The 23,599-nt window shown below is 60.2% G+C and carries 19 protein-coding genes and 1 pseudogene; 9 read left to right on the forward strand and 11 right to left on the reverse strand.

Annotated features, from left to right (window positions below; translation table 11 throughout):
- The first annotated feature begins 78 nt into the window (after positions 1-78).
- The 4 genes from yvcK (at position 79) to pmrB (ending at position 4,500) form a co-directional block, all read left to right on the forward strand.
- Complete coding sequence (gene yvcK / locus SP68_RS17825; RefSeq protein ID WP_023297252.1) at positions 79-984, forward strand: uridine diphosphate-N-acetylglucosamine-binding protein YvcK; 906 nt, start codon at positions 79-81, stop codon at positions 982-984.
- 103 nt (positions 985-1,087) lie between these two features.
- The gene (gene eptA, locus SP68_RS17830) at positions 1,088-2,728 is read left to right on the forward strand and encodes a phosphoethanolamine transferase EptA (RefSeq protein ID WP_012542393.1); all 1,641 of its coding nucleotides are present in this window, start codon (positions 1,088-1,090) and stop codon (positions 2,726-2,728) included.
- Positions 2,728-3,399 carry a two-component system response regulator PmrA gene (gene pmrA / locus SP68_RS17835; RefSeq protein WP_008805743.1) on the forward strand — a complete coding sequence of 224 codons (672 nt, stop codon included), beginning with the start codon at positions 2,728-2,730 and terminating at the stop codon, positions 3,397-3,399. The genes eptA and pmrA overlap by 1 nt, the downstream gene beginning before the upstream one ends.
- Before the next feature lie 3 nt (positions 3,400-3,402).
- Positions 3,403-4,500 (forward strand): two-component system sensor histidine kinase PmrB, encoded by a 1,098-nt coding sequence (pmrB, locus tag SP68_RS17840; protein ID WP_012542394.1) that lies wholly within the window; start codon positions 3,403-3,405, stop codon positions 4,498-4,500.
- Between the two features lie 250 nt (positions 4,501-4,750).
- On the opposite strand, the gene uvrB is transcribed toward pmrB, so the two are convergent.
- Positions 4,751-6,772 carry an excinuclease ABC subunit UvrB gene (uvrB, locus tag SP68_RS17845; RefSeq protein ID WP_008805740.1) on the reverse strand — a complete coding sequence of 674 codons (2,022 nt, stop codon included), beginning with the start codon at positions 6,770-6,772 and terminating at the stop codon, positions 4,751-4,753.
- Positions 6,773-7,183: 411 nt separating this feature from the next.
- On the opposite strand from uvrB, the pseudogene SP68_RS26785 reads away from it, so the two are divergent.
- Together SP68_RS26785 and SP68_RS17850 are read left to right on the forward strand one after the other, a co-directional pair.
- Positions 7,184-7,393 (forward strand): annotated as a pseudogene (locus tag SP68_RS26785) (hypothetical protein); the annotation flags it as partial.
- Between the two features lie 89 nt (positions 7,394-7,482).
- Entirely contained in the window at positions 7,483-8,205 is a 723-nt protein-coding gene (locus SP68_RS17850) for an ABC transporter ATP-binding protein (RefSeq protein ID WP_008805739.1), read from the forward strand.
- Here the strand turns inward: SP68_RS17850 and bioD are convergent.
- From bioD to bioB, 4 genes are read right to left on the reverse strand one after another with little or no spacing between them, the layout of a single operon-like run.
- On the reverse strand, positions 8,147-8,869 hold the full coding sequence (gene bioD / locus SP68_RS17855) for a dethiobiotin synthase (RefSeq protein WP_040973971.1): 723 nt from the start codon (positions 8,867-8,869) through the stop codon (positions 8,147-8,149). The genes SP68_RS17850 and bioD overlap by 59 nt on opposite strands.
- A complete protein-coding gene (bioC, locus tag SP68_RS17860; RefSeq protein ID WP_012542398.1) occupies positions 8,862-9,617 on the reverse strand; it encodes a malonyl-ACP O-methyltransferase BioC in 756 nt (251 codons plus the stop codon). Before bioC ends, bioD begins: the two co-directional genes overlap by 8 nt.
- Entirely contained in the window at positions 9,601-10,758 is a 1,158-nt protein-coding gene (gene bioF / locus SP68_RS17865; RefSeq protein ID WP_040973970.1) for an 8-amino-7-oxononanoate synthase, read from the reverse strand. The genes bioC and bioF overlap by 17 nt, the downstream gene beginning before the upstream one ends.
- Positions 10,755-11,795: a biotin synthase BioB gene (bioB, locus tag SP68_RS17870; RefSeq protein ID WP_016160524.1), complete on the reverse strand. Its 1,041-nt coding sequence runs from the start codon at positions 11,793-11,795 to the stop codon at positions 10,755-10,757. The genes bioF and bioB overlap by 4 nt, the downstream gene beginning before the upstream one ends.
- 85 nt (positions 11,796-11,880) lie before the next feature.
- Here bioB and bioA point away from each other — a divergent pair, with 85 nt between their 5' ends.
- Together bioA and SP68_RS17880 are read left to right on the forward strand one after the other, a co-directional pair.
- Positions 11,881-13,170: an adenosylmethionine--8-amino-7-oxononanoate transaminase gene (gene bioA / locus SP68_RS17875; RefSeq protein ID WP_040976043.1), complete on the forward strand. Its 1,290-nt coding sequence runs from the start codon at positions 11,881-11,883 to the stop codon at positions 13,168-13,170.
- 70 nt (positions 13,171-13,240) lie between these two features.
- The gene (locus tag SP68_RS17880; protein WP_040973969.1) at positions 13,241-13,717 is read left to right on the forward strand and encodes a kinase inhibitor; all 477 of its coding nucleotides are present in this window, start codon (positions 13,241-13,243) and stop codon (positions 13,715-13,717) included.
- 513 nt (positions 13,718-14,230) lie between these two features.
- On the opposite strand, the gene SP68_RS17885 is transcribed toward SP68_RS17880, so the two are convergent.
- The 6 genes from SP68_RS17885 to hutI form a co-directional block, all read right to left on the reverse strand.
- On the reverse strand, positions 14,231-15,613 hold the full coding sequence (locus SP68_RS17885) for an amino acid permease (RefSeq protein ID WP_022065242.1): 1,383 nt from the start codon (positions 15,611-15,613) through the stop codon (positions 14,231-14,233).
- Between the two features lie 98 nt (positions 15,614-15,711).
- Positions 15,712-17,238 (reverse strand): histidine ammonia-lyase, encoded by a 1,527-nt coding sequence (hutH, locus tag SP68_RS17890; RefSeq protein WP_008805730.1) that lies wholly within the window; start codon positions 17,236-17,238, stop codon positions 15,712-15,714.
- Positions 17,235-18,923: a urocanate hydratase gene (gene hutU / locus SP68_RS28950; protein ID WP_016160521.1), complete on the reverse strand. Its 1,689-nt coding sequence runs from the start codon at positions 18,921-18,923 to the stop codon at positions 17,235-17,237. The genes hutH and hutU overlap by 4 nt, the downstream gene beginning before the upstream one ends.
- A gap of 142 nt (positions 18,924-19,065) precedes the next feature.
- Positions 19,066-19,791: a histidine utilization repressor gene (locus SP68_RS17900; protein WP_008805728.1), complete on the reverse strand. Its 726-nt coding sequence runs from the start codon at positions 19,789-19,791 to the stop codon at positions 19,066-19,068.
- Positions 19,792-19,852: 61 nt separating this feature from the next.
- Positions 19,853-20,809, reverse strand: coding sequence for a formimidoylglutamase (hutG, locus tag SP68_RS17905; protein ID WP_040973968.1), 957 nt, complete (start codon positions 20,807-20,809; stop codon positions 19,853-19,855).
- Complete coding sequence (gene hutI / locus SP68_RS17910; protein WP_162499991.1) at positions 20,806-22,125, reverse strand: imidazolonepropionase; 1,320 nt, start codon at positions 22,123-22,125, stop codon at positions 20,806-20,808. Before hutI ends, hutG begins: the two co-directional genes overlap by 4 nt.
- Positions 22,126-22,279: 154 nt before the next feature.
- Here hutI and SP68_RS17915 point away from each other — a divergent pair, with 154 nt between their 5' ends.
- A complete protein-coding gene (locus SP68_RS17915) occupies positions 22,280-23,563 on the forward strand; it encodes a putative acyl-CoA thioester hydrolase (RefSeq protein WP_008805725.1) in 1,284 nt (427 codons plus the stop codon).
- The last annotated feature ends 36 nt before the right edge of the window (positions 23,564-23,599 follow it).

Below are 23,599 nucleotides of genomic sequence, written 5' to 3' on the forward strand. Positions count from 1 at the left end.
GTTTGTCGGGCTCCTCCCATCGTCTTTTAGGGGTAGATCGGGTAGTGTGTGGCCGTTTATGTGAAATAAGGAATTTCTATGCGCAATCGTACATTCGCTGACCTCGATCGGGTGGTCGCGCTCGGCGGCGGGCATGGTCTGGGCCGGGTGATGTCCTCCCTCTCCTCGCTCGGCTCGCGGCTGACCGGCATTGTCACCACCACCGACAACGGGGGCTCCACCGGGCGGATCCGCCGCTCGGAAGGCGGCATTGCCTGGGGCGATATGCGCAACTGCATCAATCAGTTAATTGCCGAGCCCAGCGTGGCGTCGGCGATGTTCGAGTATCGTTTTAGCGGTAATGGCGAACTTTCCGGGCATAACCTCGGAAATCTGATGTTAAAGGCGCTGGACCACCTGAGCGTGCGGCCTTTAGAAGCTATCAATTTAATCAGAAACCTGCTCAAAGTAGACGCGTTTCTTATCCCGATGTCGGAACAACCGGTGGATTTGATGGCGCTCGATCATGAAGGCCATGAAGTTTACGGCGAAGTGAATATCGATCAGCTCGACAACCTACCGCAGGAGCTGATGCTTACCCCACCGGTACCCGCCACTCGCGAGGCGGTGGAAGCGATCGCCGAAGCCGATCTGATCCTCATCGGCCCGGGCAGCTTTTACACCAGCCTGCTGCCGATCCTGCTGCTCGACGAGATGGCCCAGGCGCTGCGCCGCACCCCGGCGCCGATGGTGTTTATCGATAATCTGGGTAAAGAGCACAGCCCGGCGGCGAGGCTGTCGCTGGCGGAGCGCATTGCGATTATGGAGCACTACGTGGGTAAGCGGGTGGTGGATGCGGTGATCGCCGGGCCAAAAGCCGATATCCGCGGCATCAACGACCGGCTGGTGATCCAGACGCCGCTGGAGGCCAGTGACGTGCCCTATCGCCATGATCGGGCGCTGCTCCGCGGCGCGCTGGAAAAGGCGATTCAGCTTCCTGGCTGACGCTGCGCGCCGGAGGGCCAACCTTCGGTGCACCTTAAAATCTTAAGGTTGTCTTAAAATAGGGCTGGCACTATACGCTTATCTCTTTCTGTGGGTAGGTATTATGTCGTTATTGCCTCTGCGTCGGCCGCTCTTCAGCCGCACGACTTATTTGATTCTCTTTGCTTGCTATATCGGTATCTTTCTCAACCTGGCTTTTTATCGCCAGGTTTTCCCGTTACTGCCGGTAAACAGCCTGCATAACTGGCTGGTATTCCTCAGTATGCCGATCGTGGCCATTAGCGTGATGAATATCATCACCACCCTCGCCTCGTTCCTGAAGCTCGATCGGGTGGTCATCAGCCTGTTTATTCTGCTCAGCGCGTCGGCGCAGTACTTTATCTGGAACTTCGGGGTAGTGATCGACCGCAGCATGATCACCAATATCCTCGACACCACTCCGGCGGAGAGCTTTGCTCTGCTCTCCGGCGAAATGATCGCCGTCCTCGGCCTCTCGGGGGTTTTAGCGGTATTCGTCGCCTGGTGGGTGAAAATCCGTAAGCCCGCCACACGGTGGCGCGGCGCGGCGATGCGCCTGCTCAATATCGCCGTTTCGGCGCTGCTGATTATTCTGGTGGCCGCGCTGTTCTACAAAGATTACGCCTCGGTGTTCCGTAACAACAAAGAACTGGTGAAATCCCTGAGTCCCTCCAACAGCATTGTGGCGCTGAACTCGTGGTATGCGCACAACCGCATGGACAATCTGCCGCTGGTGAAGATTGGCGAAGATGCCAGGCAGAAACCAGTGATGCATAGCGGCCCCCGCAAAAACCTGACGATTGTGGTGCTGGGCGAAACCTCGCGCGCCGGGAACTTCTCGCTGGGCGGCTACGATCGGGAGACTAACCCACGCCTGCAACAGGACGACGTGGTGTACTTCCCGAAAACCACCTCCTGCGGCACGGCAACTGCGGTTTCCGTCCCCTGTATGTTCTCCAATATGCCGCGCGCGCATTACGATGAAGAACTGGCGCACCATCAGGAAGGCGTCCTGGATATTCTGCAGCGCGCCGGTGTTCAGGTGCTGTGGAACGACAATGACGGTGGCTGTAAAGGCGCCTGTGACCGTGTACCGCACCAGAACGTCACCGATCTGCACCTCAGCGGTCAGTGCATCGACGGCGAGTGCTACGATGAGGTCCTGTTCCATAATCTGGACAGTTACATCGACAACCTGAAACAGGATGGCATTATCGTACTGCATACTATCGGCAGCCACGGCCCGACCTATTACAACCGCTATCCGGCTGAATTCAAAAAATTCACCCCGACCTGCGATACCAATGAAATCCAAAGTTGTACGCAACAACAGTTGACCAATACCTACGACAACACCATTCTGTATGTCGACTATGTTGTTGATAAAGCGATAAAATTACTGCAATCCAAACAGGATAAATTTACCACTAGCCTGGTTTATTTGTCAGACCACGGCGAATCGCTGGGTGAAGATGGCGTCTATTTGCATGGTCTGCCGTACTCAATTGCGCCGGATACGCAAAAACACGTGCCCATGCTGCTGTGGCTGTCGCCGGATTACCAGCAACGTTACGGTGTCTCCAGCCAGTGTTTGCAACAACAGGCCAAGACGAAGGATTATTCACAAGATAATCTGTTCTCCACCCTGCTCGGCCTGCTCGGCGTCAGCACCCACGAGTACCAGGCAGCAGATGATATTTTAACGCCATGTAGAGAGGCTGGTTGATGAAAATCTTAGTCATTGAAGACGATGCGCTGCTGTTGCAGGGGTTGATTCTGGCGATGCAAAGTGAAGGATACGTATGCGACGGCGTCTCCACAGCGCACGAAGCGGCGCTATCGTTGGCCAGCAATCACTACAGCCTGATCGTACTCGACCTCGGCCTGCCGGATGAAGACGGTCTGCATTTTCTCACCCGTATGCGGCGGGAGAAGATGACCCAGCCGGTGCTGATCCTCACCGCCCGCGATACGCTTGAGGATCGCATTAGCGGTCTCGATACCGGCGCGGATGACTATCTGGTGAAACCCTTTGCCCTGGAAGAGCTGAATGCGCGCATTCGCGCCCTGCTCCGCCGGCATAATAACCAGGGCGATAACGAAATCAGCGTCGGCGATCTGCGCCTCAACGTCACCCGCCGCCTGGTATGGCTGGGTGAGACGGCGCTGGAATTGACGCCAAAAGAGTATGCCCTGCTGTCGCGGCTGATGATGAAAGCCGGTAGCCCGGTGCATCGTGAAATCCTCTACAACGACATCTACAGCTGGGACAACGAGCCGGCGACCAATACCCTTGAGGTGCATATTCATAACCTGCGCGAAAAGATTGGCAAATCGCGGATCCGCACCGTCAGGGGTTTTGGCTATATGCTGGCTAACCACATCGACACGGAATAGACCATGGCTCTGTTTGCAACCGAAACCTGGACCATGCGCCACCGGCTGCTGCTGACCATTGGCGCCATCCTGGTGGTCTGCCAGCTGATCAGCGTCTTCTGGCTATGGCATGAGAGCAAAGAGCAGATCCAGCTGCTGGTGGCCAGCGCCATCGAAGGCCACAATAACCAGAAACATGTGGAGCATGAGGTACGGGAAGCGGTCGCCAGCCTGCTGGTGCCGAGCCTGTTGATCGTTGGCCTGGCGCTGTATATCAGCATGCTGGCGGTGCGCAAGATCACCCGCCCGCTCTCCCGACTGCAAAGCGAGCTGGAGAGCCGCACGCCGGACAACCTCACCCCCATCGTGCTCAGCGAATCGGTGCCCGAAGTCACGGCGGTGACCACCGCCCTGAATCAGCTGGTTTCCCGTCTCAATCTGACCCTCGACCGTGAGCGGCTGTTTACCGCCGACGTGGCGCATGAGCTACGTACCCCGCTGGCCGGCCTGCGGTTGCACCTCGAACTACTGTCGAAAGTGCACGGCGTGGGCGTCGACCCGCTGATCCAGCGCCTCGACCAGATGACCACCAGCATTTCGCAGCTGCTGCAGCTGGCGCGCGTCGGACAGTCTTTTTCCGCCGGCAGCTATCAGCAGGTGCTGCTGCTGGATGACGTGGTCAAACCGCTGCAGGATGAGCTGGAGACCATGCTGGCGCAGCGTCAGCAGCGGCTGCTGCTGACGGATGTCGAAAGCGAGGCCATCGTCTCTGGCGACGCGACGTTAATCCGTGTGATCCTGCGCAATCTGGTGGAGAATGCTCACCGCTACAGCCCGGAAGGGTCAACTATCCGCGTGTCGGTGAAAGCGGGCCTGATGCCGGTGATGGCGGTGGAAGATGAAGGCCCAGGGATTGATGAGGCGAAAAGCGGCGAACTCAGTAAAGCGTTTGTGCGCATGGACAGTCGCTACGGCGGCATAGGCCTCGGACTGAGCATCGTCACGCGCATTGCTCAGCTGCATGACGCCCAGTTCTTCCTGCACAACCGCCAGCCGGGGCCCGGCGTCCGCGCGTGGGTGTTATTCCCGCGGCGCGCGGGTCAGAACGTCAGTACCCACTGATGGAAAAAGGCAACAATAATAACCAGGGCGGTGGCGACCGCCAGATATTCACGGAAGTTGATTTTTTGCATGGGCGCTATCCTCATCATGGGGAGGTTAGTGTCGCCTGGCGAGATTAAGCAAACATTAAGAAGGCCGCAATGCGGCCTTTTTTCTTCTCAAAGGTTTGCTATCTGGTAGCGGGACAATGAGAGAAGCGTCCCGCCTTCACTACGCCCCACACGCCCACTCCGGCAGTATGCGCCGGGACTCAGGAGGCGGCGATAAACAGCTCGCGCAGCTGATGCAACTGGTCGCGAATTTGCGCCGCCTCTTCGAACTCGAGGTTCTGGGCGTGCTGCATCATCTGCCCTTCCAGCTCGTGGATCTTCTGCTGCAGCGCTTTTGGCGTCATCTCCACGGCGCTAAGCCCGGCAGGCTCAACGGCCTTCGCTTTACCGCGCCCTTTGGCTTTAGTTTTCGCCAGGCCCTGGCCCAACTGCAGGATATCCACCACTTTCTTGTTGAGGCCCTGCGGTACGATGCCATGCTCTTCGTTATAACGCTGCTGTTTCTCCCGTCGACGCTCGGTCTCGCCAATGGCTTTGGCCATGGAAGGGGTGATCTTATCGCCGTAAAGGATGGCCTTGCCGTTGATGTTTCGCGCCGCGCGGCCGATGGTCTGGATAAGCGAGCGTTCGGAGCGCAGGAAGCCCTCTTTATCGGCATCCAGGATCGCCACCAGCGACACCTCCGGCATATCCAGCCCCTCACGCAGCAGGTTGATCCCTACCAGCACGTCAAACTCGCCAAGGCGCAGGTCGCGGATAATCTCCATGCGCTCGACGGTGTCGATATCCGAGTGCAGATAGCGCACCCGCTCGCCGTGCTCCTCAAGATACTCGGTTAAATCCTCCGCCATCCGCTTAGTGAGGGTGGTCACCAGCACGCGCTCGTTGATGGCCGTGCGCAGGCGGATCTCTGACAACAGATCGTCTACCTGGGTGGCTACCGGCCGCACTTCGATGATCGGGTCAAGCAGACCGGTCGGCCGCACCACCTGATCCACCACTTCGCCGCCGGATTTATCCAGCTCGTAGGCGCCGGGGGTTGCCGAGACGTAGATGGTTTGCGGGGCCAGCGCTTCAAATTCTTCAAACTTCATCGGCCGGTTATCCAGCGCCGACGGCAGGCGGAAACCGTACTCCACCAGCGTCTCTTTGCGCGCCCGGTCGCCCCGGTACATACCGCCGATCTGCGGCACCGTAACGTGGGATTCGTCTATCACCAGCAGACCGTCTGCCGGCAGATAGTCAAACAGAGTGGGCGGCGGCTCGCCGGGCCCGCGACCGGAAAGGAAGCGCGAGTAGTTTTCAATGCCCGAGCAGTAGCCCAGCTCGTTCATCATTTCGAGGTCGAACTGGGTACGCTGGGTTAAGCGCTGCTCTTCCAGAAGCTTGTTGTTGGCCAGCAGAACCTTGCGCCGCTCCGCCAGCTCCAGCTTGATCTCTTCCATCGCCTGGACGATGCGTTCCCGCGGCGTCACGTAGTGGGTCTTGGGATAAATGGTGTAGCGCGGCACCGTCGATTCCACGTGGCCGGTGAGCGGGTCGAACAGCGACAGGCGCTCGACCTCTTCATCAAACAGCTCAATGCGCAGCGCGATATCGTCGGATTCCGCCGGGAAGACGTCGATCACCTCGCCGCGCACGCGAAAGGTGCCGCGCTGGAAGGCCTGATCGTTGCGGGTATACTGCAGTTCGGCCAGACGGCGCAGGATAGCGCGCTGGTCAATCAGCATCCCGACCGTCAGGTGCAGCATCATCTTCAGGTACAGGTCCGGGTCGCCGAGGCCGTAGATAGCCGAGACTGACGCCACTACCACCACGTCGCGCCGCTCGAGCAGCGCTTTGGTCGCCGACAAGCGCATCTGCTCGATATGTTCGTTTACCGAGGCGTCCTTCTCAATGAAGGTATCTGAGCTGGGGACGTAGGCTTCCGGCTGATAGTAATCGTAGTAGGAGACGAAATACTCGACGGCATTCTCCGGGAAAAACTCTTTCATCTCGCCATAGAGCTGGGCCGCCAGGGTTTTGTTTGGCGCCAGCACCATCGTCGGCCGCTGCAGGTCGGCAATCACGTTGGCGATGGTGAAGGTTTTACCGGAGCCGGTGACCCCCAGCAGCGTTTGATGCGCGAGCCCATCCTCCAGCCCCTCTTCCAGGCGGCGGATGGCTTCCGGTTGGTCTCCGGAGGGGCGAAAGGCGGAATGCAGAACAAACGATTTACTCATTGATCAAAACCTGAAGATGGATTTAGCGGCCGGTGTTTAATTCTACCCTCCGGGCCATTTTTTGCCAACAAATTATACTGGATATTTAAACAGTACATTACTATGATAGCGTCAGTAAACGGCTTATTTCGGCGCCATGGTGCGCATAAAACGCGCGCCGGGTGGAATAATCCTCCGGCCGGCAGGGTTATCCCCAGAAATTTTTACCTTTTAACATTTGTCAAGCGGACGGGTGAAAGTTTTATGGCAGTAGATGACGCTTTTCTTACACCCATTGATTTTATATAACACGCTGATATTTAAGTGCTTTAACGAAAAGACGCCTTTCGCGCCAATTCAGCCGCAGGCCGCGTACGCTCTAGCTTACCGCAGGTTTTCTAACTCTAATGCACAAGGTTATCCACAGGAATAGTGGATAACTGTCTGCAGCCCAAGACCGCCGCCGCCCGGCGCAAATCGACTTTCGCTGTAAACCGTGCGGCGAAAAATTTTTATCGAACTATTTTTGATAACTATCCGTTTAAAGCCGCTCGATTTTTGCTGCTTTTTGCACCACCCTTTAGCGTCGGGCACCGGAAAAGTGCAGCGCCCGCGCTGACTATGCCCGATGGTGTCGGCGTTTCGCGGTTTTTTCCGAGCGTTCTTTTTCCTGGCAAGAGTTTTGCAGCATCTTTCTGTCGCCCTGACGCCAGGATAAGGAGAAAACGTCCATGTTGAATTTACAGGCAGTAAATCATTTTTACGGTAATCAGCACTCGCTGTGGAATGTCGATCTTGAACTACGCCCGGGAGAGTGCATTGGCGTACTGGGACGCGAGGGAATGGGAAAAACCACCCTGGTCAACTGCATTGCCGGCCATCTGCCGGTGGCCAGCGGTCGGATGACCTGGCATGACATTGGCGCCCCGCCGTGCGATCTCACCCCCCTGTCCGCTCAGTCGCGCAGCGCCATCGGCATCGGCTACGTGCCGCAGGATAAACGCATCTTTTCCCAGCTCAGCGTGGAAGAGAACCTGCATATTGCCCTGGCGGCCGGGAAACCCGGGGCTAACGCCAGCGGCGGCGAAATTTATGACCATTTTCCCGAACTCTATGCGCTACGGCAGCGCAAAGGCGCTTCGCTAAGCGCCGACGATCAGTACCAGCTGGCGCTGGCCAGGGCGCTGATCGTCCAGCCACGACTGCTGATCCTTGACGAACCCTCACGCGGCGCAGGGCCGCGCTGCCTGCAAAAGCTGGCGGAATTGCTGCTGCGGTTAAATCGCGATATCGGTCTGACGGTGCTGCTCGCCGAGCAGCACCTGCCCTTTATCCGCCGGGTGGCGGATCGGTTCTGTGTCCTTCACCGGGGGCGTAATGTCGCCGAGGGCGATATTATGGCGCTGGATGAACCGCTGCTGGCGCAGTGGATGACGCCAGATCCAGCGCGCTGAGATCCAGATACTGGCCGAGATCGTCGCGCTGCGCGATATCGACAAGCCACGGTATTTCGCCAAGAAACGGCACGGCCAACCGGTTTTTCAGCGTCGCCAGATATTCGCCATGGCGCTTGCCCGGCGGCTGCACGTCATTGGCGATCCAGCCCGCCAGCGGCAGCCCCGCCTGGCGCACCGCCTGGGCGGTAAGCATCGCATGGTTGATACAGCCGAGCTTGACCCCCACCACCAGAATCACCGGCAGCTGCTCCTGCTGCGCCCAGTCGGCGAAGGTCAGGGTGTCCGAGAGCGGCGTAAACCAGCCGCCGGCCCCTTCCACCAGTACCCAGTCAGCCAGGCGCTCCAGTTCGCGTAAGCCGCTGGAAAGCGTCGTCGCGGCAATCGGTCGCCCCTCATCGGCGCTAATAATATGCGGCGAGGTCGGTTCGGCAAAAGTATAAGGGTTGACCTGTTCATAGCTCAGCGCCACCCGGCTATTACGCTGCAGGGCCAGCGCATCTTCATTGCGTAACCCTTGTGCGGTCAGGTCGCTACCGGAAGCCACCGGTTTATAGCCGGCGGTGTTAAAACCCAACTGGTTCGCCGCCTGCAGCAGTGCGCTGCTGGCGACCGTTTTCCCGACTTCAGTATCGGTTCCGGTGACGAAAAAACGTTTAGTCACGTTCAATGACTCCTGTAAAAAGATAATACGTCAGCGGGCAGATACCCTGCTGTTGCGGCCAGGCCAGCTGCAGTTCGCGCAGTTTGCCGCGGCCAAGCGGGGCGGATGCCCTCCCCTGGTGCAAATGGGTAGCGCCGATGCCCTTCAGGGAGCGCATAGCGCTCAGCGCATCGGCGAACGGCAGGCTAATCTGATGAACGACGCCTTCGGCGCGCAGGCCGCTCAGTGCGGCCCTTACCGCCGGTTCGCTGAGAAAACGGTTGGCATGTGGCCGGTCGTCGATAGCCTGCCACGCCTGATTGAGCTCCGGCAGCGATCCGGCCAGCAGCGTGGTAAACGCCACCCGCCCGCCGGGCCGCACCACCCGGCACAGCTCGCCGATCGCCGCGCGCAGATCGTCGCACCACTGCACCGCCAGGTTGCTCCATGCCAGATCGACGCAGCCATCCGGCAGCGGCAGCGCTTCGATATCGCCCTGCAGATAATGCTGCGCGGCGTCGTGGCGCTGCGCCTGGGCCAGCATGCCGGCGGAGAGATCCAGCGCGGTCACCACGCTGCCCGCCTCACGCCAGTAGCGGCTCATGCTGCCGGGGCCGCAGCCAGCATCCAGCACCTGAGCAAAATCGCGGCGCGCCAGCTGGCGCAGCAGCAGATCGGCGCTGCGCCGCTGCAGTTCATCATGTTGCGTATAGCCGCTGGCCGCCCGGCCAAACGCCGCGGCCACCGCCTGCTTATTCACCGTGACCATGCAGCGCCTCCAGTAAACGGTTAATGTCCTCAGCCTGATGAGCGGCGGTCAGGGTCAGACGCAGGCGAGCGCTGCCGACCGGCACCGTCGGTGGTCGGATCGCCGTCGCCCAGCAGCCGGCCTCGCGCAGACGGCAGGCCAGGCTCAGCGCTCGCGCGTTATCGCCGACGATCAGCGGCTGGATCGCGCTGACGGAATCGGTCAGCCCCAGCGACACATCGCCCATCCCTGCACGGAACTGACGGATGCGGGCGGCCAGGGTTTCCCGCCGCTGCTGGCCCTCATCGCTACGAATGACCCGCAGCGCCGCGCTCAGCGCCACCGCCTGGGCGGGCGGCATGGCGGTGCTGTAGATCAGATGACGGGCAAACTGCAGCAGATAATCGGCCATCGATTCGCTGCACAGTACCGCCGCGCCGCTCACCCCAAACGCCTTACCGAAGGTGACCACCAGCAGCTCCGGGCGCACCCCCTGCGCGGCGCAGCTTCCACGCCCTTCCTCACCAACCACGCCGATGCCGTGGGCGTCATCCGCCAGCAATACCGCCCCGGCGGTCTGCGCTGCGGCATGAATGGCCGCCAGCGGCGCGCTGTCGCCGTCCATACTGAAAATGCCTTCAGTCACCACTAACTGCAGACCGTCCAGCGGTTTCGCCAGCAGTTGCGCGAGCTGCTGCGGATCGTTGTGGGCAAAGCGCCGCAGCTGGGCCGGGCTGAGGCTCGCCGCTTCCAGCAGGGAGGCGTGGCTCAGGCGGTCGGCGACAATCCGATCCTCTTTTTCCGCCAGCGCGGCAACCAGCGCCTGATTGGCGGCAAAGCCGGAGATAAACAGTAGCGCGCGCGGGTAACCGAGCCAGTCGGCAAGTTCCTCTTCCAGCGCGCGGTGGGCCTCACTATAGCCGCTTACGTGGCCCGATCCGCCGGAGCCGACGCCATAACGTTCCGCCCCCTGCTGCCAGGCGGCGATAATGCCGGCATGCTGGCTCAGGCCCAGGTAATCATTGCTGGAGAAGTTGAGCCAGCGCTCCCCTTCGCGCTCCAGCCAGCGTCCGGCGCCGTGGCTTACCGGCAGGCGGCGGCGAAACGCATCCGTCTGCCGCCGCTCGTCCAGCGCCCGCTCGATTCGTTGCTGCCAGGTCATAGCGCCGCCGCGTTGTAATATTCCTCAGTGTCGGGGGTGAGTAAGGCCTGCTCCAGGCGCTGCTGCTGCTCATTATCGCCCTCCAGTACAGCCGTCTGCTGCGGGTTGATCCCCAGCTTGCGGAACAGTTGCAGGTCTTTGTCCTCTTCCGGGTTCGGCGTGGTGAGCAGCTTGCAGCCGTAGAAAATCGAGTTCGCCCCGGCCATAAAGCACATCGCCTGGGTCTGCTCGTTCATCTGTTCGCGGCCGGCGGAGAGACGCACGTAAGAGGTGGGCATCATGATGCGTGCGATGGCGATGGTACGGATGAAATCGAAAGCGTCGACATCGTCGTTATCCGCCAGCGGCGTGCCTTTAACTTTCACCAGCATGTTGATCGGCACACTCTCCGGCGGCGTCGGCAGATTAGCCAGCTGCAGCAGCAGCCCGGCGCGATCTTTTACGGTCTCTCCCAGCCCGACGATGCCGCCGGAGCAGACTTTGATCCCGGCATCGCGCACTTTATCCAGCGTATCCAGACGCTCCTGATAGGTACGGGTGGTGATGATGTTGCCGTAAAATTCCGGCGAGGTGTCGAGGTTATGGTTGTAGTAATCAAGCCCCGCGCCGGCCAGGCGCTGCGCCTGGCTGGCGGTCAGGGTACCGAGCGTCATACAGGACTCCAGCCCCAGCGCCTTGACGCCTTTCACCATCTGCTCCAGATAGGGCATATCGCGGTCATTGGGGTTCTTCCACGCCGCGCCCATGCAGAAGCGGGTGGAGCCGGCGTTTTTCGCCTGACGTGCCGACTCCAGCACCTGCTCGACCTCCATCAGGCGCTCGGATTCAAGACCGGTTTTGTAGCGTGCGCTTTGCGGGCAATATTTACAGTCTTCCGGACAAGCGCCGGTTTTAATCGACAGCAACGTACTGACCTGCACCTGACGCGGGTCAAAATGCTGGCGGTGGATTTGCTGCGCTTCGAATAACAGATCGATGAGTGATTTATTAAATAACTCAGTAACTTGCGACATTGTCCAGCGTGCGTGGTGAGCCATTAGCCTCTCCAAAAGGTTTTGTTAATTTGCGGTTCGGTTTATACTCGTAAACCTAAATGTTTTCAAAATGGTTTACAAGTCGCTTATGACACTGGACGATCTCGCCTTCGATCGGCGCCACATCTGGCACCCCTACACCTCTATGACTTCCCCCCTGCCGGTCTACCCGGTGGTTTCCGCCCACGGGTGCGAGCTGTCCCTCGCCGGCGGCGAACAGCTGATTGACGGCATGTCCTCCTGGTGGGCGGCGATCCACGGCTACAATCACCCGCGCCTCAATGCGGCGATGAAAGCGCAGATCGATCAGATGTCGCACGTGATGTTCGGCGGGATCACCCATCCGTCGGCGGTGGCGCTGTGCCGCCAACTGGTGGCGATGACCCCGGAATCGCTGGAGTGCGTTTTCCTCGCCGATTCCGGTTCGGTGGCGGTAGAGGTGGCGATGAAAATGGCGCTGCAGTACTGGCAGGCCAAAGGCCAGCCGCGTCGTCGTTTCCTGACCTTCCGCAACGGCTATCATGGCGACACGTTCGGCGCGATGTCGGTCTGCGATCCGCAGAATTCAATGCACAGCCTGTGGCAGGGCTACCTGCCGGATAACCTGTTTGCTCCCGCGCCGCAAAGCCGCTTCGACGGCGAGTGGGATGAGCTGGATATGGTGCCGTTTGCCCGCCTGATGGCCGCGCATCGCCACGACATCGCCGCGGTGATCCTCGAACCGATCGTCCAGGGCGCCGGCGGAATGCGGATGTACCATCCGGAGTGGCTGAGGCGGGTGCGTAAAATGTGCGACCGGGAAGGGATTTTGCTGATCGCCGATGAGATTGCCACCGGCTTTGGCCGTACCGGCAAACTGTTCGCCTGCGAGCATGCCGGTATCTCCGCCGATATTCTTTGTCTGGGTAAGGCGCTGACCGGCGGTACCATGACCCTTTCCGCCGCCATCACCACCCGAACGGTAGCTGAAACCATCAGCAATGGCGAAGCCGGCTGCTTTATGCACGGCCCCACCTTTATGGGCAATCCGCTGGCCTGCGCGGTGGCAAGCGAAAGCCTGCGCCTGCTGGAGAGCGGCGAGTGGCAACAGCAGGTGGCGGCGATTGAAGCCCAACTACAGGCCGAGCTGGCTTCGGCGCGGGGATCTGCGCTGGTCGCCGATGTGCGCGTGCTGGGCGCGATTGGCGTGGTTGAAACCCGGCGTCCGGTAAATATGGCCGCCCTGCAGCGTTTTTTCGTCGAACAAGGGGTGTGGATCCGCCCGTTTGGCCGCCTGATTTATCTGATGCCCCCGTACATCATCACGCCCAAACAGCTGACCCGCCTGACCCGTGCGGTCAACCTGGCCGTGCAGGACGAAACATTTTTTAGCGAATAAACAGCGGATTTGCGCCGCCGGGAAGGCTACACTTCTTTGTTAATCTGCACATTATCAATGAGGATGAAGCATGAAATTGATCAGTCACGATCTCCAGGACGGCGGCAAGCTGCCTAATCGTCACGTCTTCAACGGCATGGGCTATGATGGCGACAATATTTCGCCGCACCTGATGTGGGATGATGTGCCCGCGGGCACCAAAAGCTTTGTCGTCACCTGCTACGACCCGGATGCACCGACCGGCTCCGGCTGGTGGCACTGGGTGGTAGTCAACCTGCCTGCCGATACTCGGGTGCTACCGCAGGGTGCCTCTTCCGGTCAGGCGGAGCTACCGGAAGAGGCCGTTCAGACCCGCACCGATTTTGGTAAGGCAGGCTACGGCGGCGCGGCACCGCCGAAGGGTGAAACCCACCGCTACATTTTTACCGTCCACGCCCTGGATATCGATAAGATTGATGTCGATGCCGAGGCCAGCGGCGCGATGGTCGGCTTTAACGTCCATTTCCATTCCCTCGCCAGCGCTTCCATCACCGCCCTGTTCAGTTAATTATCCCCCCGGATAGCGGCTTGCGCCTTATCCGGGCAACCCACGGTGCCGGTATATTGTCGGGTGGCGCTGCGCTTACCCGACCTGGGATTCGTGCGGCCTGCCTTTAATTTATTCACCATGCTTGCTGAAACTGCCGATGCTGGCGGCCTCAACATCGCTGAGACGTTCCCGGAAGGCAGGGGCAGCCCGCATGGATGCGGGCTGAGGGCCGTGTTTTGCAAGGACGCTGCCTCGGCCCGACCCGAAGCCTGCAGGGATAAGTCGAAGGCACCACGAAGTGGCGATGTTGCTGGCCGGAGCCCGGGGGTACAGGGGGCGGCGGCGACTGGCCGCCCCCTGTGCGCTCCCTGCGCCATGAGGGACATAACGCAGAAGAAATATTGGGAGCGCAATGTGTCGGAATTAACACAAAGCACATGTTTTCCCCGACCAAAACCGTTGCAAACCGATAACAGTATCTACGGTCCAAACGTAGCCCCGGTAAGCGCAGCGCCACCGGGGAGATTGACCTTACTGTTCCGTGGCCACCTGCAGCGCGGTTTTACGCACCCGCGCGTACCACACCACCGTCAGCAGCCCCAACCAGACCAACCCGGCTAACAGCGCCACGCGCGTCTCTTCCACCATTCCCAGCACGGCGATCACCAGCCCCATAAACAGCAGCGTCAACAGCGGACCAACCGGCCAGAAGGGGATCGGGAATTCGATCTTACTGCGCTCTTCGGCCGACAAACCGCGGCGCATCGAGAAATGAGAGAGCAGGATCATCAGCCACACCCAGACGGTGGCGAACGCCGCCAGCGAGGCAATCAGCACAAAGACTTGCTCCGGCATCAGATAGTTAAGCACCACCGCCACCAGCAGCGCCACGCCCATCACCACCACCGTCATCCAGGGTACGCCGTTGCTGGCAATCCGCTGGAAGCACTTCGGCGCAAGCCCCTCTTTCGACATGCCGTACATCATGCGCCCGGCGCCAAAAATATCGCTGTTAATCGCCGAGATACTGGCGCTAATCACGATGATATTCAGCACGGTCGCCGCCGCCGGGATCCCGAGGCCATCGAAGATCAGCACAAACGGACTGCCCTGCTCGCCAAAACTATTCCACGGGAAGATCGCCATCAGCACCGCCAGGGTGCAGACGTAAAACAGAATAATACGCAGCGGAATGGTGTTGATGGCCTGCGGGATGACCTTCTTCGGGTTCTGCGCTTCCGCCGCCGTGACGCCGATAATTTCCACGCCGCCGAAAGCGAACATCACGATGCCAAGCGAGGCGATGATCCCCTGCCAGCCATGTGGCGCAAAGCCGCCGTGGCTCCACAAATTTTCCAGCCCGGTAGCCGGGAAACTATGGCCAAAGCCAAAGAAGATGATCCCCGCGCCCGCCGCCATCATGGCGATAATCGCCACCACTTTAATCAGCGACAGCCAGAACTCCATCTCGCCAAACACCCGCACGTTGCACAGGTTCATCGCGCCAATAAAGAAGATGATGCTGAGGATCCAGATCCAGCGCGGCACATCGGGATACCACAGTCCCATATAGATACCGAACGCGGTGACGTCGGCCAGCGCCACGATCACCATTTCAAAGGTGTAGGTCCAGCCGGTAATAAATCCGGCCAGCGGCCCGAGATACTGGCGAGCATAGCTGCCAAAGGAGCCGGAAACCGGATTGCGCACCGCCATTTCACCCAGCGCGCGCATCACCATAAAGACCGCCGCGCCGCCAATCAGGTAGGCCAGCAGCACCGCCGGACCCGCCGCCTTAATGGCGGAGGCCGAACCATAGAATAGCCCGGTGCCGATAGCGGAACCGAGCGCAATAAAACGAATGTGTCGGGCATTCAGCCCGCGCAGCAGATGCGGTTTGTGTTGTTGTTGCATATACAGGTGTCCTGATTTTTTTATATGACGACAAATATGCGATGTAGGTCGGCCGGGGGAATGACTTCCCCCGACGCGGGTACAGAGAACAACGGTGATTAATGCAGTACGGCAGGCAGCAGACGCGTCAGGTGACGTGCAGCCAAAAGTGCAATGGCATTTTCAATATCAGGGGCGAAGAAGCGATCCTGCGTATAGTGCGGCACGCGTTCGCGCAGCAGATGACGCGCCTCTTCCAGCAGCGGACTGGTAGTCAGCCCTTCGCGCATATCCAGGCCCTGCGCCGCCGCCAGCCACTCAACGGCCAGCACCCCGCGGGTGTTTTCCGCCATCGCCCACAGGCGACGACCGGCAGCCGGCGCCATCGAGACGTGGTCTTCCTGGTTGGCGGACGTCGGCAGGCTGTCAACGCTATGCGGGTGTGACAGCGCTTTGTTTTCACTGGCCAAAGCCGCCGCTGTGACCTGGGCAATCATAAACCCGGAGTTGACGCCGCCATTTTTCACGAGGAACGGCGGCAGCTGCGACATATGGCTGTCCATCATCAGCGCGATACGACGCTCGGAGAGCGAGCCGATTTCGGCGATCGCCAGCGCGATATTATCCGCCGCCATCGCCACCGGTTCGGCGTGGAAGTTACCGCCGGAGATGACGTCATTTTCGGCGGCAAAGACCAGCGGGTTATCGGAGACCGCATTCGCTTCGGCTAACAGTACTTCCGCCGCCTGGCGGATCTGCGTCAGGCAGGCGCCCATCACTTGCGGCTGGCAGCGCAGTGAGTACGGATCCTGAACCTTGGTGCAATTATGATGCGACCGCGAGATCGCGCTGTCATCGGTCAACAGGTGGCGATACAGTGCCGCCGCATCAATCTGCCCGCGCTGGCCGCGCACCTCGTGAATACGCGCATCGAACGGACGACGCGAACCCAGCGCCGCTTCGGTGGTTAACGCCCCGCAGACGACCGCGGAGGCGAACAGATCTTCGGCTTCGAACAGACCGCGCAGCGCAAAAGCCGTCGAGGCCTGGGTGCCGTTCAGCAGCGCCAATCCCTCTTTCGCCGCCAGGGTAATCGGTTCCAGCCCCGCCTGACGCAGCGCGTCGGTGGCCGGCAGCCATTCGCCGCCGCGTACCCGCGCTTTGCCTTCGCCCAGCAGGGTCAGCGACATATGCGCCAGCGGTGCGAGGTCACCGGAGGCGCCGACGGAACCTTTCGCCGGGATCCACGGCGTCACGCCGGCATTCACCAGGCCAATCAGCGCCTGGATCACGCTCAGGCGGATCCCGGAGAAACCGCGAGACAGGCTGTTAATCTTCAGCACCATAATCAGGCGCGCCAGGTCGTCGTCCAGCGGCTCGCCAACGCCCGCCGCATGGGACAGCACCAGCGAACGCTGCAGGTTCTCCAGATCGTCCGTCGAGATACGGGTTTGCGCCAGCAGGCCAAAACCGGTGTTGATACCGTAGGCGGTACGCCCTTCGGCAAGGATGGCGTTGACGCAGGCCACGCTCTCATCAATGGCGGCAAACGCGCTGCTGTCGAGGGTAATGTTCAGCGGGTGGCTGTAAACCTCGCGGAGCTGCGACAGGCTCAGTTTCCCCGGAATGAGCGTTAACGATTTCATTTAGCGTTCCCCTGCGTTGCTGCCACCATCGGAAGATTCAGACCCTGTTCTGCTGCGCATTCAATAGCAATATCGTAACCCGCATCGGCATGACGCATCACGCCGGTCGCCGGGTCGTTGCGCAGGACGCGAGCGATACGCGCCGCCGCTTCATCGGTACCGTCACAGACGATAACCATCCCGGAGTGCTGCGAGAAGCCCATACCTACGCCGCCGCCGTGGTGCAGCGACACCCAGGTCGCGCCGCTGGCGGTGTTAAGCAAGGCGTTCAGCAGCGGCCAGTCGGATACCGCATCTGAGCCGTCGCGCATGGCTTCGGTTTCGCGGTTCGGGCTGGCGACGGAGCCGGAATCAAGGTGATCGCGGCCAATCACGATCGGCGCGGAGACTTCGCCGCTGCGCACCATTTCGTTAAACGCCAGACCGAGCTTCTGACGCCACTCCAGACCTACCCAGCAGATACGCGCCGGCAGTCCCTGGAAGCTGATGCGCTCGCGCGCCATATCCAGCCAGTGGTGCAGGTGCTGATCATCTTTAATGATCTCTTTCACTTTCGCGTCGGTTTTGTAGATATCCTGCGGATCGCCGGACAGCGCTACCCAACGGAACGGGCCGATACCCCGGCAGAACAGCGGGCGGATATACGCCGGCACGAAGCCCGGGAAATCGAAGGCATTGCTGACGCCCACTTCCTGCGCCATCTGACGGATGTTGTTGCCGTAGTCGAAGGTCGGCACCCCCATCTCGTGGAAGGCCAGCATCGCCTGCACGTGGTCGGCCATTGAGCGTTTCGCCGCCAGAATGGTGCCCTGCGGATCGGATTCGGCTTTCTGCTGATACTCCTCCCAGCTCCAGCCTTTCGGCAGATAGCCATGCAGCGGGTCGTGGGCGCTGGTCTGATCGGTAACCATATCCGGGCGCACGCCGCGTTTCACCAGCTCTGGCACGATATCCGCAGCGTTGCCGCACAGCGCGATGGAGATGGCGCGGCCTTCGGCGGTGTATTTTTTGATGCGCGCCAGGGCGTCATCCAGAGAAGTGGCCTGTTCATCCACGTAGCGGGTACGCAGACGGAAATCGATGCGGCTCTGCTGACATTCGATGTTCAGCGAGCAGGCGCCTGCCAGCGTCGCGGCCAGCGGCTGCGCGCCACCCATGCCGCCCAGACCGGCGGTTAATACCCAACGGCCTTTCAGGCTGCCCTGATAGTGCTGGCGACCGGCTTCGACGAAGGTTTCGTAGGTGCCCTGCACGATGCCCTGGCTACCGATGTAGATCCAGCTGCCGGCGGTCATCTGGCCGTACATCGCCAGCCCTTTGGCATCCAGTTCGTTGAAGTGTTCCCAGGTGGCCCAGTGCGGAACCAGGTTGGAGTTAGCGATCAGCACGCGCGGCGAGTTTTCATGCGTTTTAAAGACGCCGACCGGTTTGCCGGACTGCACCAGCAGAGTCTCGTCGCTTTCCAGGTTTTTCAGCGCCTTCACGATAGCGTCATAGCATTCCCAGTTGCGCGCAGCGCGACCAATACCGCCATAGACCACCAGCTCATGCGGGTTTTCAGCGACATCGGGATCGAGGTTGTTCATTAACATACGCAGCGGCGCTTCGGTCAACCAGCTCCTGGCGGTCAGCGTCGTGCCTCTCGGGGCACGGACGTCCAGCTGGCGATATTTGCTTTGCGACATCGGGGTTTCTCCTGACAATTAACGTTGTGTACGTAGATACATATACTTGTCTATACAACTCTGCGCAAGCCAGGATTTAACAGAAATGATACAATTTTGTTATATTGCGTCAGCAATCACGTTTTGCTGACGCCAGGGAAAATTACGAGCTGAAATGGCCCTGCAGACGGTAGCGCGCGCCGGGGAACAGCAGGCGAGCGTGTGAGACGATATGCGTCTTCGACCAGGTGCGACGGCGAATGAGCAGGCAGGGATCGTGCGGCAGAATGCGCAGCAACGCGCACTCCTCTGACGTCGCCTGCACCGCCTCGACAATATGTTCGCCTTCGGTTAATGGCGCGATCAGCGACAGATAATCATGCGGCGTGGTAGTGGTGTAATCCTGTAACAAGTAATCCGGCACCACCGCAGCATTCACGCAGCGATCTTCGATTTGTACCGGAACCTCGTTTTCGAAATGCACCATCCGTGAATGAAAGATACGCGTGCCTTCGGCGACGGTGAGCGCCTCCGCCTGAATGAGATCGGCTTCGGTCTCCTCCAGCAGCAGCACTTCACAGCGGTGCTGATGGCGACGAGAGACAATTTCATCGGCAATGCTGCGCACTTCAAACAGCGCCGACTGCCCTTTCGGCTCGGCGACGAAGGTCCCGACCCCCTGCAGCCTGACCAGCAGGCCTTCATCCGTCAGCTCGCGCAGCGCGCGGTTGATGGTCATCCGGCTGAAGCCGAACTGGGCAACCAGTTCAGCCTCCGAGGGAATTCGGTCGTGCGGACGCCACTCGCCGCGGTAGATTTTTTCGCTAATCGCCTGCTTCACCTTTTCATAGAAAGGCGCGGGCGCGGAACGAGGTTGTTGTGCAAACATGGCCTGGCTTTCCTTATGCATAATAAGCGGAGCGGCGAAGCGAAAATAATAGCGCGGATCGCTAGCGCCACCAATGGGCGATTTGCCATGCCAGACGGGCCGCCGCGCGGGCGCCCTGTCCATCGATGTCAAATTGCGGATTAAACTCGACCAAATCCACCGCCTGCAGCTTTCCGCTGCGGCACAACGGCTCAACGATGCGCAGCAGGATTGCCAGCGGCACGCCCAGCGCCGCCGGCGCGGAAACCGCCGGCATTTCGCGCGCCGGCAGCACGTCGAGATCGATGGTCAGATACAGACGATCGTACTGCGCGATATTGCGCTCCAGCTCCGGCAACACGTGAGTGTCGAAGGCCGCCAGCACCGCCAGATCCTCAACGACAGCCACCTGGCGGCGCGCTGCTTCATCCCATAGCGCCTGGGTGTTCGCCGCCCGGCTGACGCCGATGCAGGTATAGTGAAAACCGCGCTGCTGGGCGTCACACTCCAGCGCCAGCTGGCGGAACGGCGTCCCGGAGCTGGCGCATTCGGCAAAGCGTAAATCCAGATGCGCATCGAGATTAATAATGCCCACTTTTTCGCTCGGGAAGGCATCCAGAACCCCAGCGCCATGGCCGAAGGCCGTCTCATGACCGCCGCCCAGGACCAGCGTGCGTTTGCCGGCACGCTGGCAGGCGGCCACCGCCTCGCGCAGCGCCTGATGCGCGGCTTCTAACTGTTCGCCGTCGACGCTGATGGTGCCCATATCCACGCAGCGGTCGTGGCCCTGATGGCTGGCCATATTGGCCAGCGCCCGGCGCAGCGCTTCCGGACCATGCCCGGCGCCGGTACGCCCTTTGTTACGCCGGACGCCTTCGTCACAGGCGAAGCCGAGCAGCGCGATATCACCGGGCATCTCCTGCGGCGCGAAGCGTTCCGCGCGGGCGATAGTCTGGAACAGGCGCAGCGCATTGGGCGCTTCCGCGCTATCATCGCGTCCCTGCCAGAGACTGGCGGGCGTAGCTTGCCACAGCATCATTGCCGTTCTCCTCGTACCACGCGTCCCCAGAGCGGCGCGCGCCCCGGCTCATACACCATCTCGACCGGATGCTCGGCATCCCAGATGGCAAAGTTAGCCACAAAGCCCGCCGCCAACTGACCGTGGCTGTCCTGCCGCCCCAGCGCCCGCGCGGCATGGCGCGTTACCCCGGCCCAGGCCTCTTCCGGCGTTAAACCAAACTTGACGCAGGCCATGTTCATCGCCAGATGCAGGCTGGCGAAGGGGCTGGTGCCGGGGTTGAAATCGGTCGCCACCGCCATCGGCACCTGGTATTTGCGCAGCAGTTCCACCGGCGGTTTGCGGGTTTCATTAAGGAAGTAGAACGCGCCGGGGAGCAGAGCTGCCACGGTGCCGCTTTCGCGCATCGCCGCCACGCCCTCTTCCGTCAGATACTCGATATGGTCGGCGGACAGTCCGTGATAGCGGCTCACCAGCTGCGCACCGCCCAGCGACGAGAGCTGCTCAACGTGGCCTTTTACCGGAATGCCCAGCGCCTGCGCCGCCTGAAATACGCGCTCGGTTTGCTGCGGGCTGAAGCCAACGTTTTCACAGAAGACGTCAACGCTTTCAAACAGTCCCTCCTGCCACAGCGTCGGCAGTATGGTCTCGCAGACCAGCGAGATATAGCCATCGGCGTCGCCATGATATTCCGGCGGCGTGGCGTGGGCGGAGAGCAACGTCGCCGACAGTTCCACGCCATTGTCGTCGGCCAGCTGGCGGGCGACCCGCAGCATTTTGCGTTCGTTTTGCAGATCGAGACCGTAGCCTGATTTAATCTCCAGGGTGGTCACCCCTTCACGCAGCAGGCGCGCCAGACGCGTCTGCGCCAGCGCCAGTAGTTCAGCTTCGCTGCTGTCGCGCGTGGCGCGCACGGTGGAATTAATCCCACCGCCGTTAGCGCTGATGGTTTGATAGGAGACGCCGTTCAGCCGCTGCTCCCACTCCTGCGCCCGGCTGCCGCCAAAGATCAGGTGGGTATGGCAGTCGATTAAACCCGGCGTAACCAGCCGGCCTTCGAGATCGATACTGCGCCCGCCGGGAGCGTCAGCGTCGGCGACAATTGCCTCAATGCGGCCATTGCGCACCAGCAGCGCATGGCGCTCCAGCAGACCGTAGGGTTGAGAGTAATCAGGGTTCAGGGTGGCGAGACGCGCGTTTCGCCAGATAACGCGTTCAGAGGTGGCTTGAGTCATAGCGCTTAACTTGTCATGGGTTGTATAGACATTTATTTTCATAACGCCGATAAAGTCAACAATAGCGCGGGGAAATGTTATTTTTTTGTGACTAAAGACCATCCAGCAGGACTGCACGTTGCGTAAAGACGGTAAGTTTTTCCGCCCATGTCTTCCCGTTTCGTTCAAGTTAGTATAAAACAGCAGGTTTTAAAGGACTTATACCCTGGCGTCTCAGCCGGGGTATTTCACTACGCTTAATTTTGCCCGGAGCAACATGAACACATATTCCGTTTCCCGTCTGGCGCTGGCGCTGGCCTTCGGCGTGACGCTGTCCGCCTGTAGCTCGACGCCTGCCGATCAACAGCCCTCTACGCAGACTGCACCGGGCACCACCGCGCGTCCCATTCTGAACGCCGATGAAGCGAAAAACTTTACCCCGGCGGCCTATTTCCAGTCGCTGACTCCCAATGCCGCGGCCTGGACGCCATCTGCCATCAGCCTGCCGGCGCAGCCTGACTTTATCGTTGGCCCGGCGGGAACCCAGGGCGTGACCCATACCACCGTCCAGGCGGCGGTCGATGCGGCGATTGCCCGTCATTCAAATCGCCGTCTGTTTATTGCCATCATGCCTGGCGAGTACCCGGGAACGGTTTACGTACCGGCGGCGCCTGGCGCCCTGACCCTGTATGGTACCGGCGATAAACCGATTGACGTGAAAATCAGCGAAGCCATTGATTCTGAAATGGATCGCAACACCTGGCGCCGTCTGGTCAATCCGGGCGGTAAATATATGCCGGGCAAACCGGCATGGTATATGTTCGATAGCTGCCAGAATAAATCCGCGGCCACCGTCGGCGTGATGTGCTCTGCGGTCTTCTGGTCGCAGAATAACGGCCTGCAGCTGCAGAACCTGACCATCGCCAACAACCTTGGCGACAGCGTCGACGCCGGTACTCACCAGGCCGTCGCCCTGCGCACCGATGGCGATCAGGTGCAGATCAACAAGGTCAATATTCTTGGCCGTCAGAACACCTTCTTTGTGACCAACAGCGGCGTGCAGAACCGTCTGCAGGATAACCGCCAGACCCGCACCCTGGTGACCAACAGCTACATTGAAGGCGATGTGGATATCGTGTCCGGTCGCGGCGCGGTGGTATTTGATAACACCGATTTCCGCGTGGTGAACTCGCGTACCCAGAAAGAAGCCTATGTTTTCGCGCCGGCTACCCTGAAGAGCGTGACCTACGGCTTCCTGGCGACCAACAGCCGCTTTACCGCGTCCGGCGATAACGTCGCGCAGCTGGGCCGCGCGCTGGACGTTGACGGCAACAGCAATGGCCAGGTCGTGATCCGCGACAGCGTCATCAATGAAGGCTTTAACATCGCCCAGCCGTGGGCGGCAGCGGTCGGTTCAAACCGTGCCTTTAGCGGTAACGTTGGCGCAGTAGATGCCAAAGGCAATCTGCAGCGCAACCTCAACGACAATAGCGTCAATCGCATGTGGGAATATAACAACCGCGGCGTGGGAAGCACTGTGGTCGCCGAGCCGAAACAGTAACGCGCAACAAGCGTGAACCATAATAAAAGAGAGGGC

It is taken from the genome of Klebsiella variicola (assembly GCF_000828055.2).
Taxonomy (GTDB): Bacteria; Pseudomonadota; Gammaproteobacteria; order Enterobacterales; family Enterobacteriaceae; genus Klebsiella; species Klebsiella variicola.

Bases quoted from the DNA above. Each gene is read 5' to 3' on its own strand.
- hutH (WP_008805730.1), bottom strand. From the start codon at position 17,238: ATGAAATCGTTAACGCTCATTCCGGGGAAACTGAGCCTGTCGCAGCTC.
- bioA (WP_040976043.1), top strand. From the start codon at position 11,881: ATGACACTGGACGATCTCGCCTTCGATCGGCGCCACATCTGGCACCCC.
- bioF (WP_040973970.1), bottom strand. From the start codon at position 10,758: ATGACCTGGCAGCAACGAATCGAGCGGGCGCTGGACGAGCGGCGGCAG.
- bioC (WP_012542398.1), bottom strand. From the start codon at position 9,617: ATGGTCACGGTGAATAAGCAGGCGGTGGCCGCGGCGTTTGGCCGGGCG.
- eptA (WP_012542393.1), top strand. From the start codon at position 1,088: ATGTCGTTATTGCCTCTGCGTCGGCCGCTCTTCAGCCGCACGACTTAT.
- hutI (WP_162499991.1), bottom strand. From the start codon at position 22,125: ATGGTCTTTAGTCACAAAAAAATAACATTTCCCCGCGCTATTGTTGAC.
- uvrB (WP_008805740.1), bottom strand. From the start codon at position 6,772: ATGAGTAAATCGTTTGTTCTGCATTCCGCCTTTCGCCCCTCCGGAGAC.
- yvcK (WP_023297252.1), top strand. From the start codon at position 79: ATGCGCAATCGTACATTCGCTGACCTCGATCGGGTGGTCGCGCTCGGC.
- SP68_RS17915 (WP_008805725.1), top strand. From the start codon at position 22,280: ATGAACACATATTCCGTTTCCCGTCTGGCGCTGGCGCTGGCCTTCGGC.
- SP68_RS17900 (WP_008805728.1), bottom strand. From the start codon at position 19,791: ATGTTTGCACAACAACCTCGTTCCGCGCCCGCGCCTTTCTATGAAAAG.
- hutG (WP_040973968.1), bottom strand. From the start codon at position 20,809: ATGATGCTGTGGCAAGCTACGCCCGCCAGTCTCTGGCAGGGACGCGAT.
- SP68_RS17850 (WP_008805739.1), top strand. From the start codon at position 7,483: ATGTTGAATTTACAGGCAGTAAATCATTTTTACGGTAATCAGCACTCG.
- pmrB (WP_012542394.1), top strand. From the start codon at position 3,403: ATGGCTCTGTTTGCAACCGAAACCTGGACCATGCGCCACCGGCTGCTG.
- pmrA (WP_008805743.1), top strand. From the start codon at position 2,728: ATGAAAATCTTAGTCATTGAAGACGATGCGCTGCTGTTGCAGGGGTTG.
- SP68_RS17885 (WP_022065242.1), bottom strand. From the start codon at position 15,613: ATGCAACAACAACACAAACCGCATCTGCTGCGCGGGCTGAATGCCCGA.
- bioB (WP_016160524.1), bottom strand. From the start codon at position 11,795: ATGGCTCACCACGCACGCTGGACAATGTCGCAAGTTACTGAGTTATTT.
- hutU (WP_016160521.1), bottom strand. From the start codon at position 18,923: ATGTCGCAAAGCAAATATCGCCAGCTGGACGTCCGTGCCCCGAGAGGC.
- SP68_RS17880 (WP_040973969.1), top strand. From the start codon at position 13,241: ATGAAATTGATCAGTCACGATCTCCAGGACGGCGGCAAGCTGCCTAAT.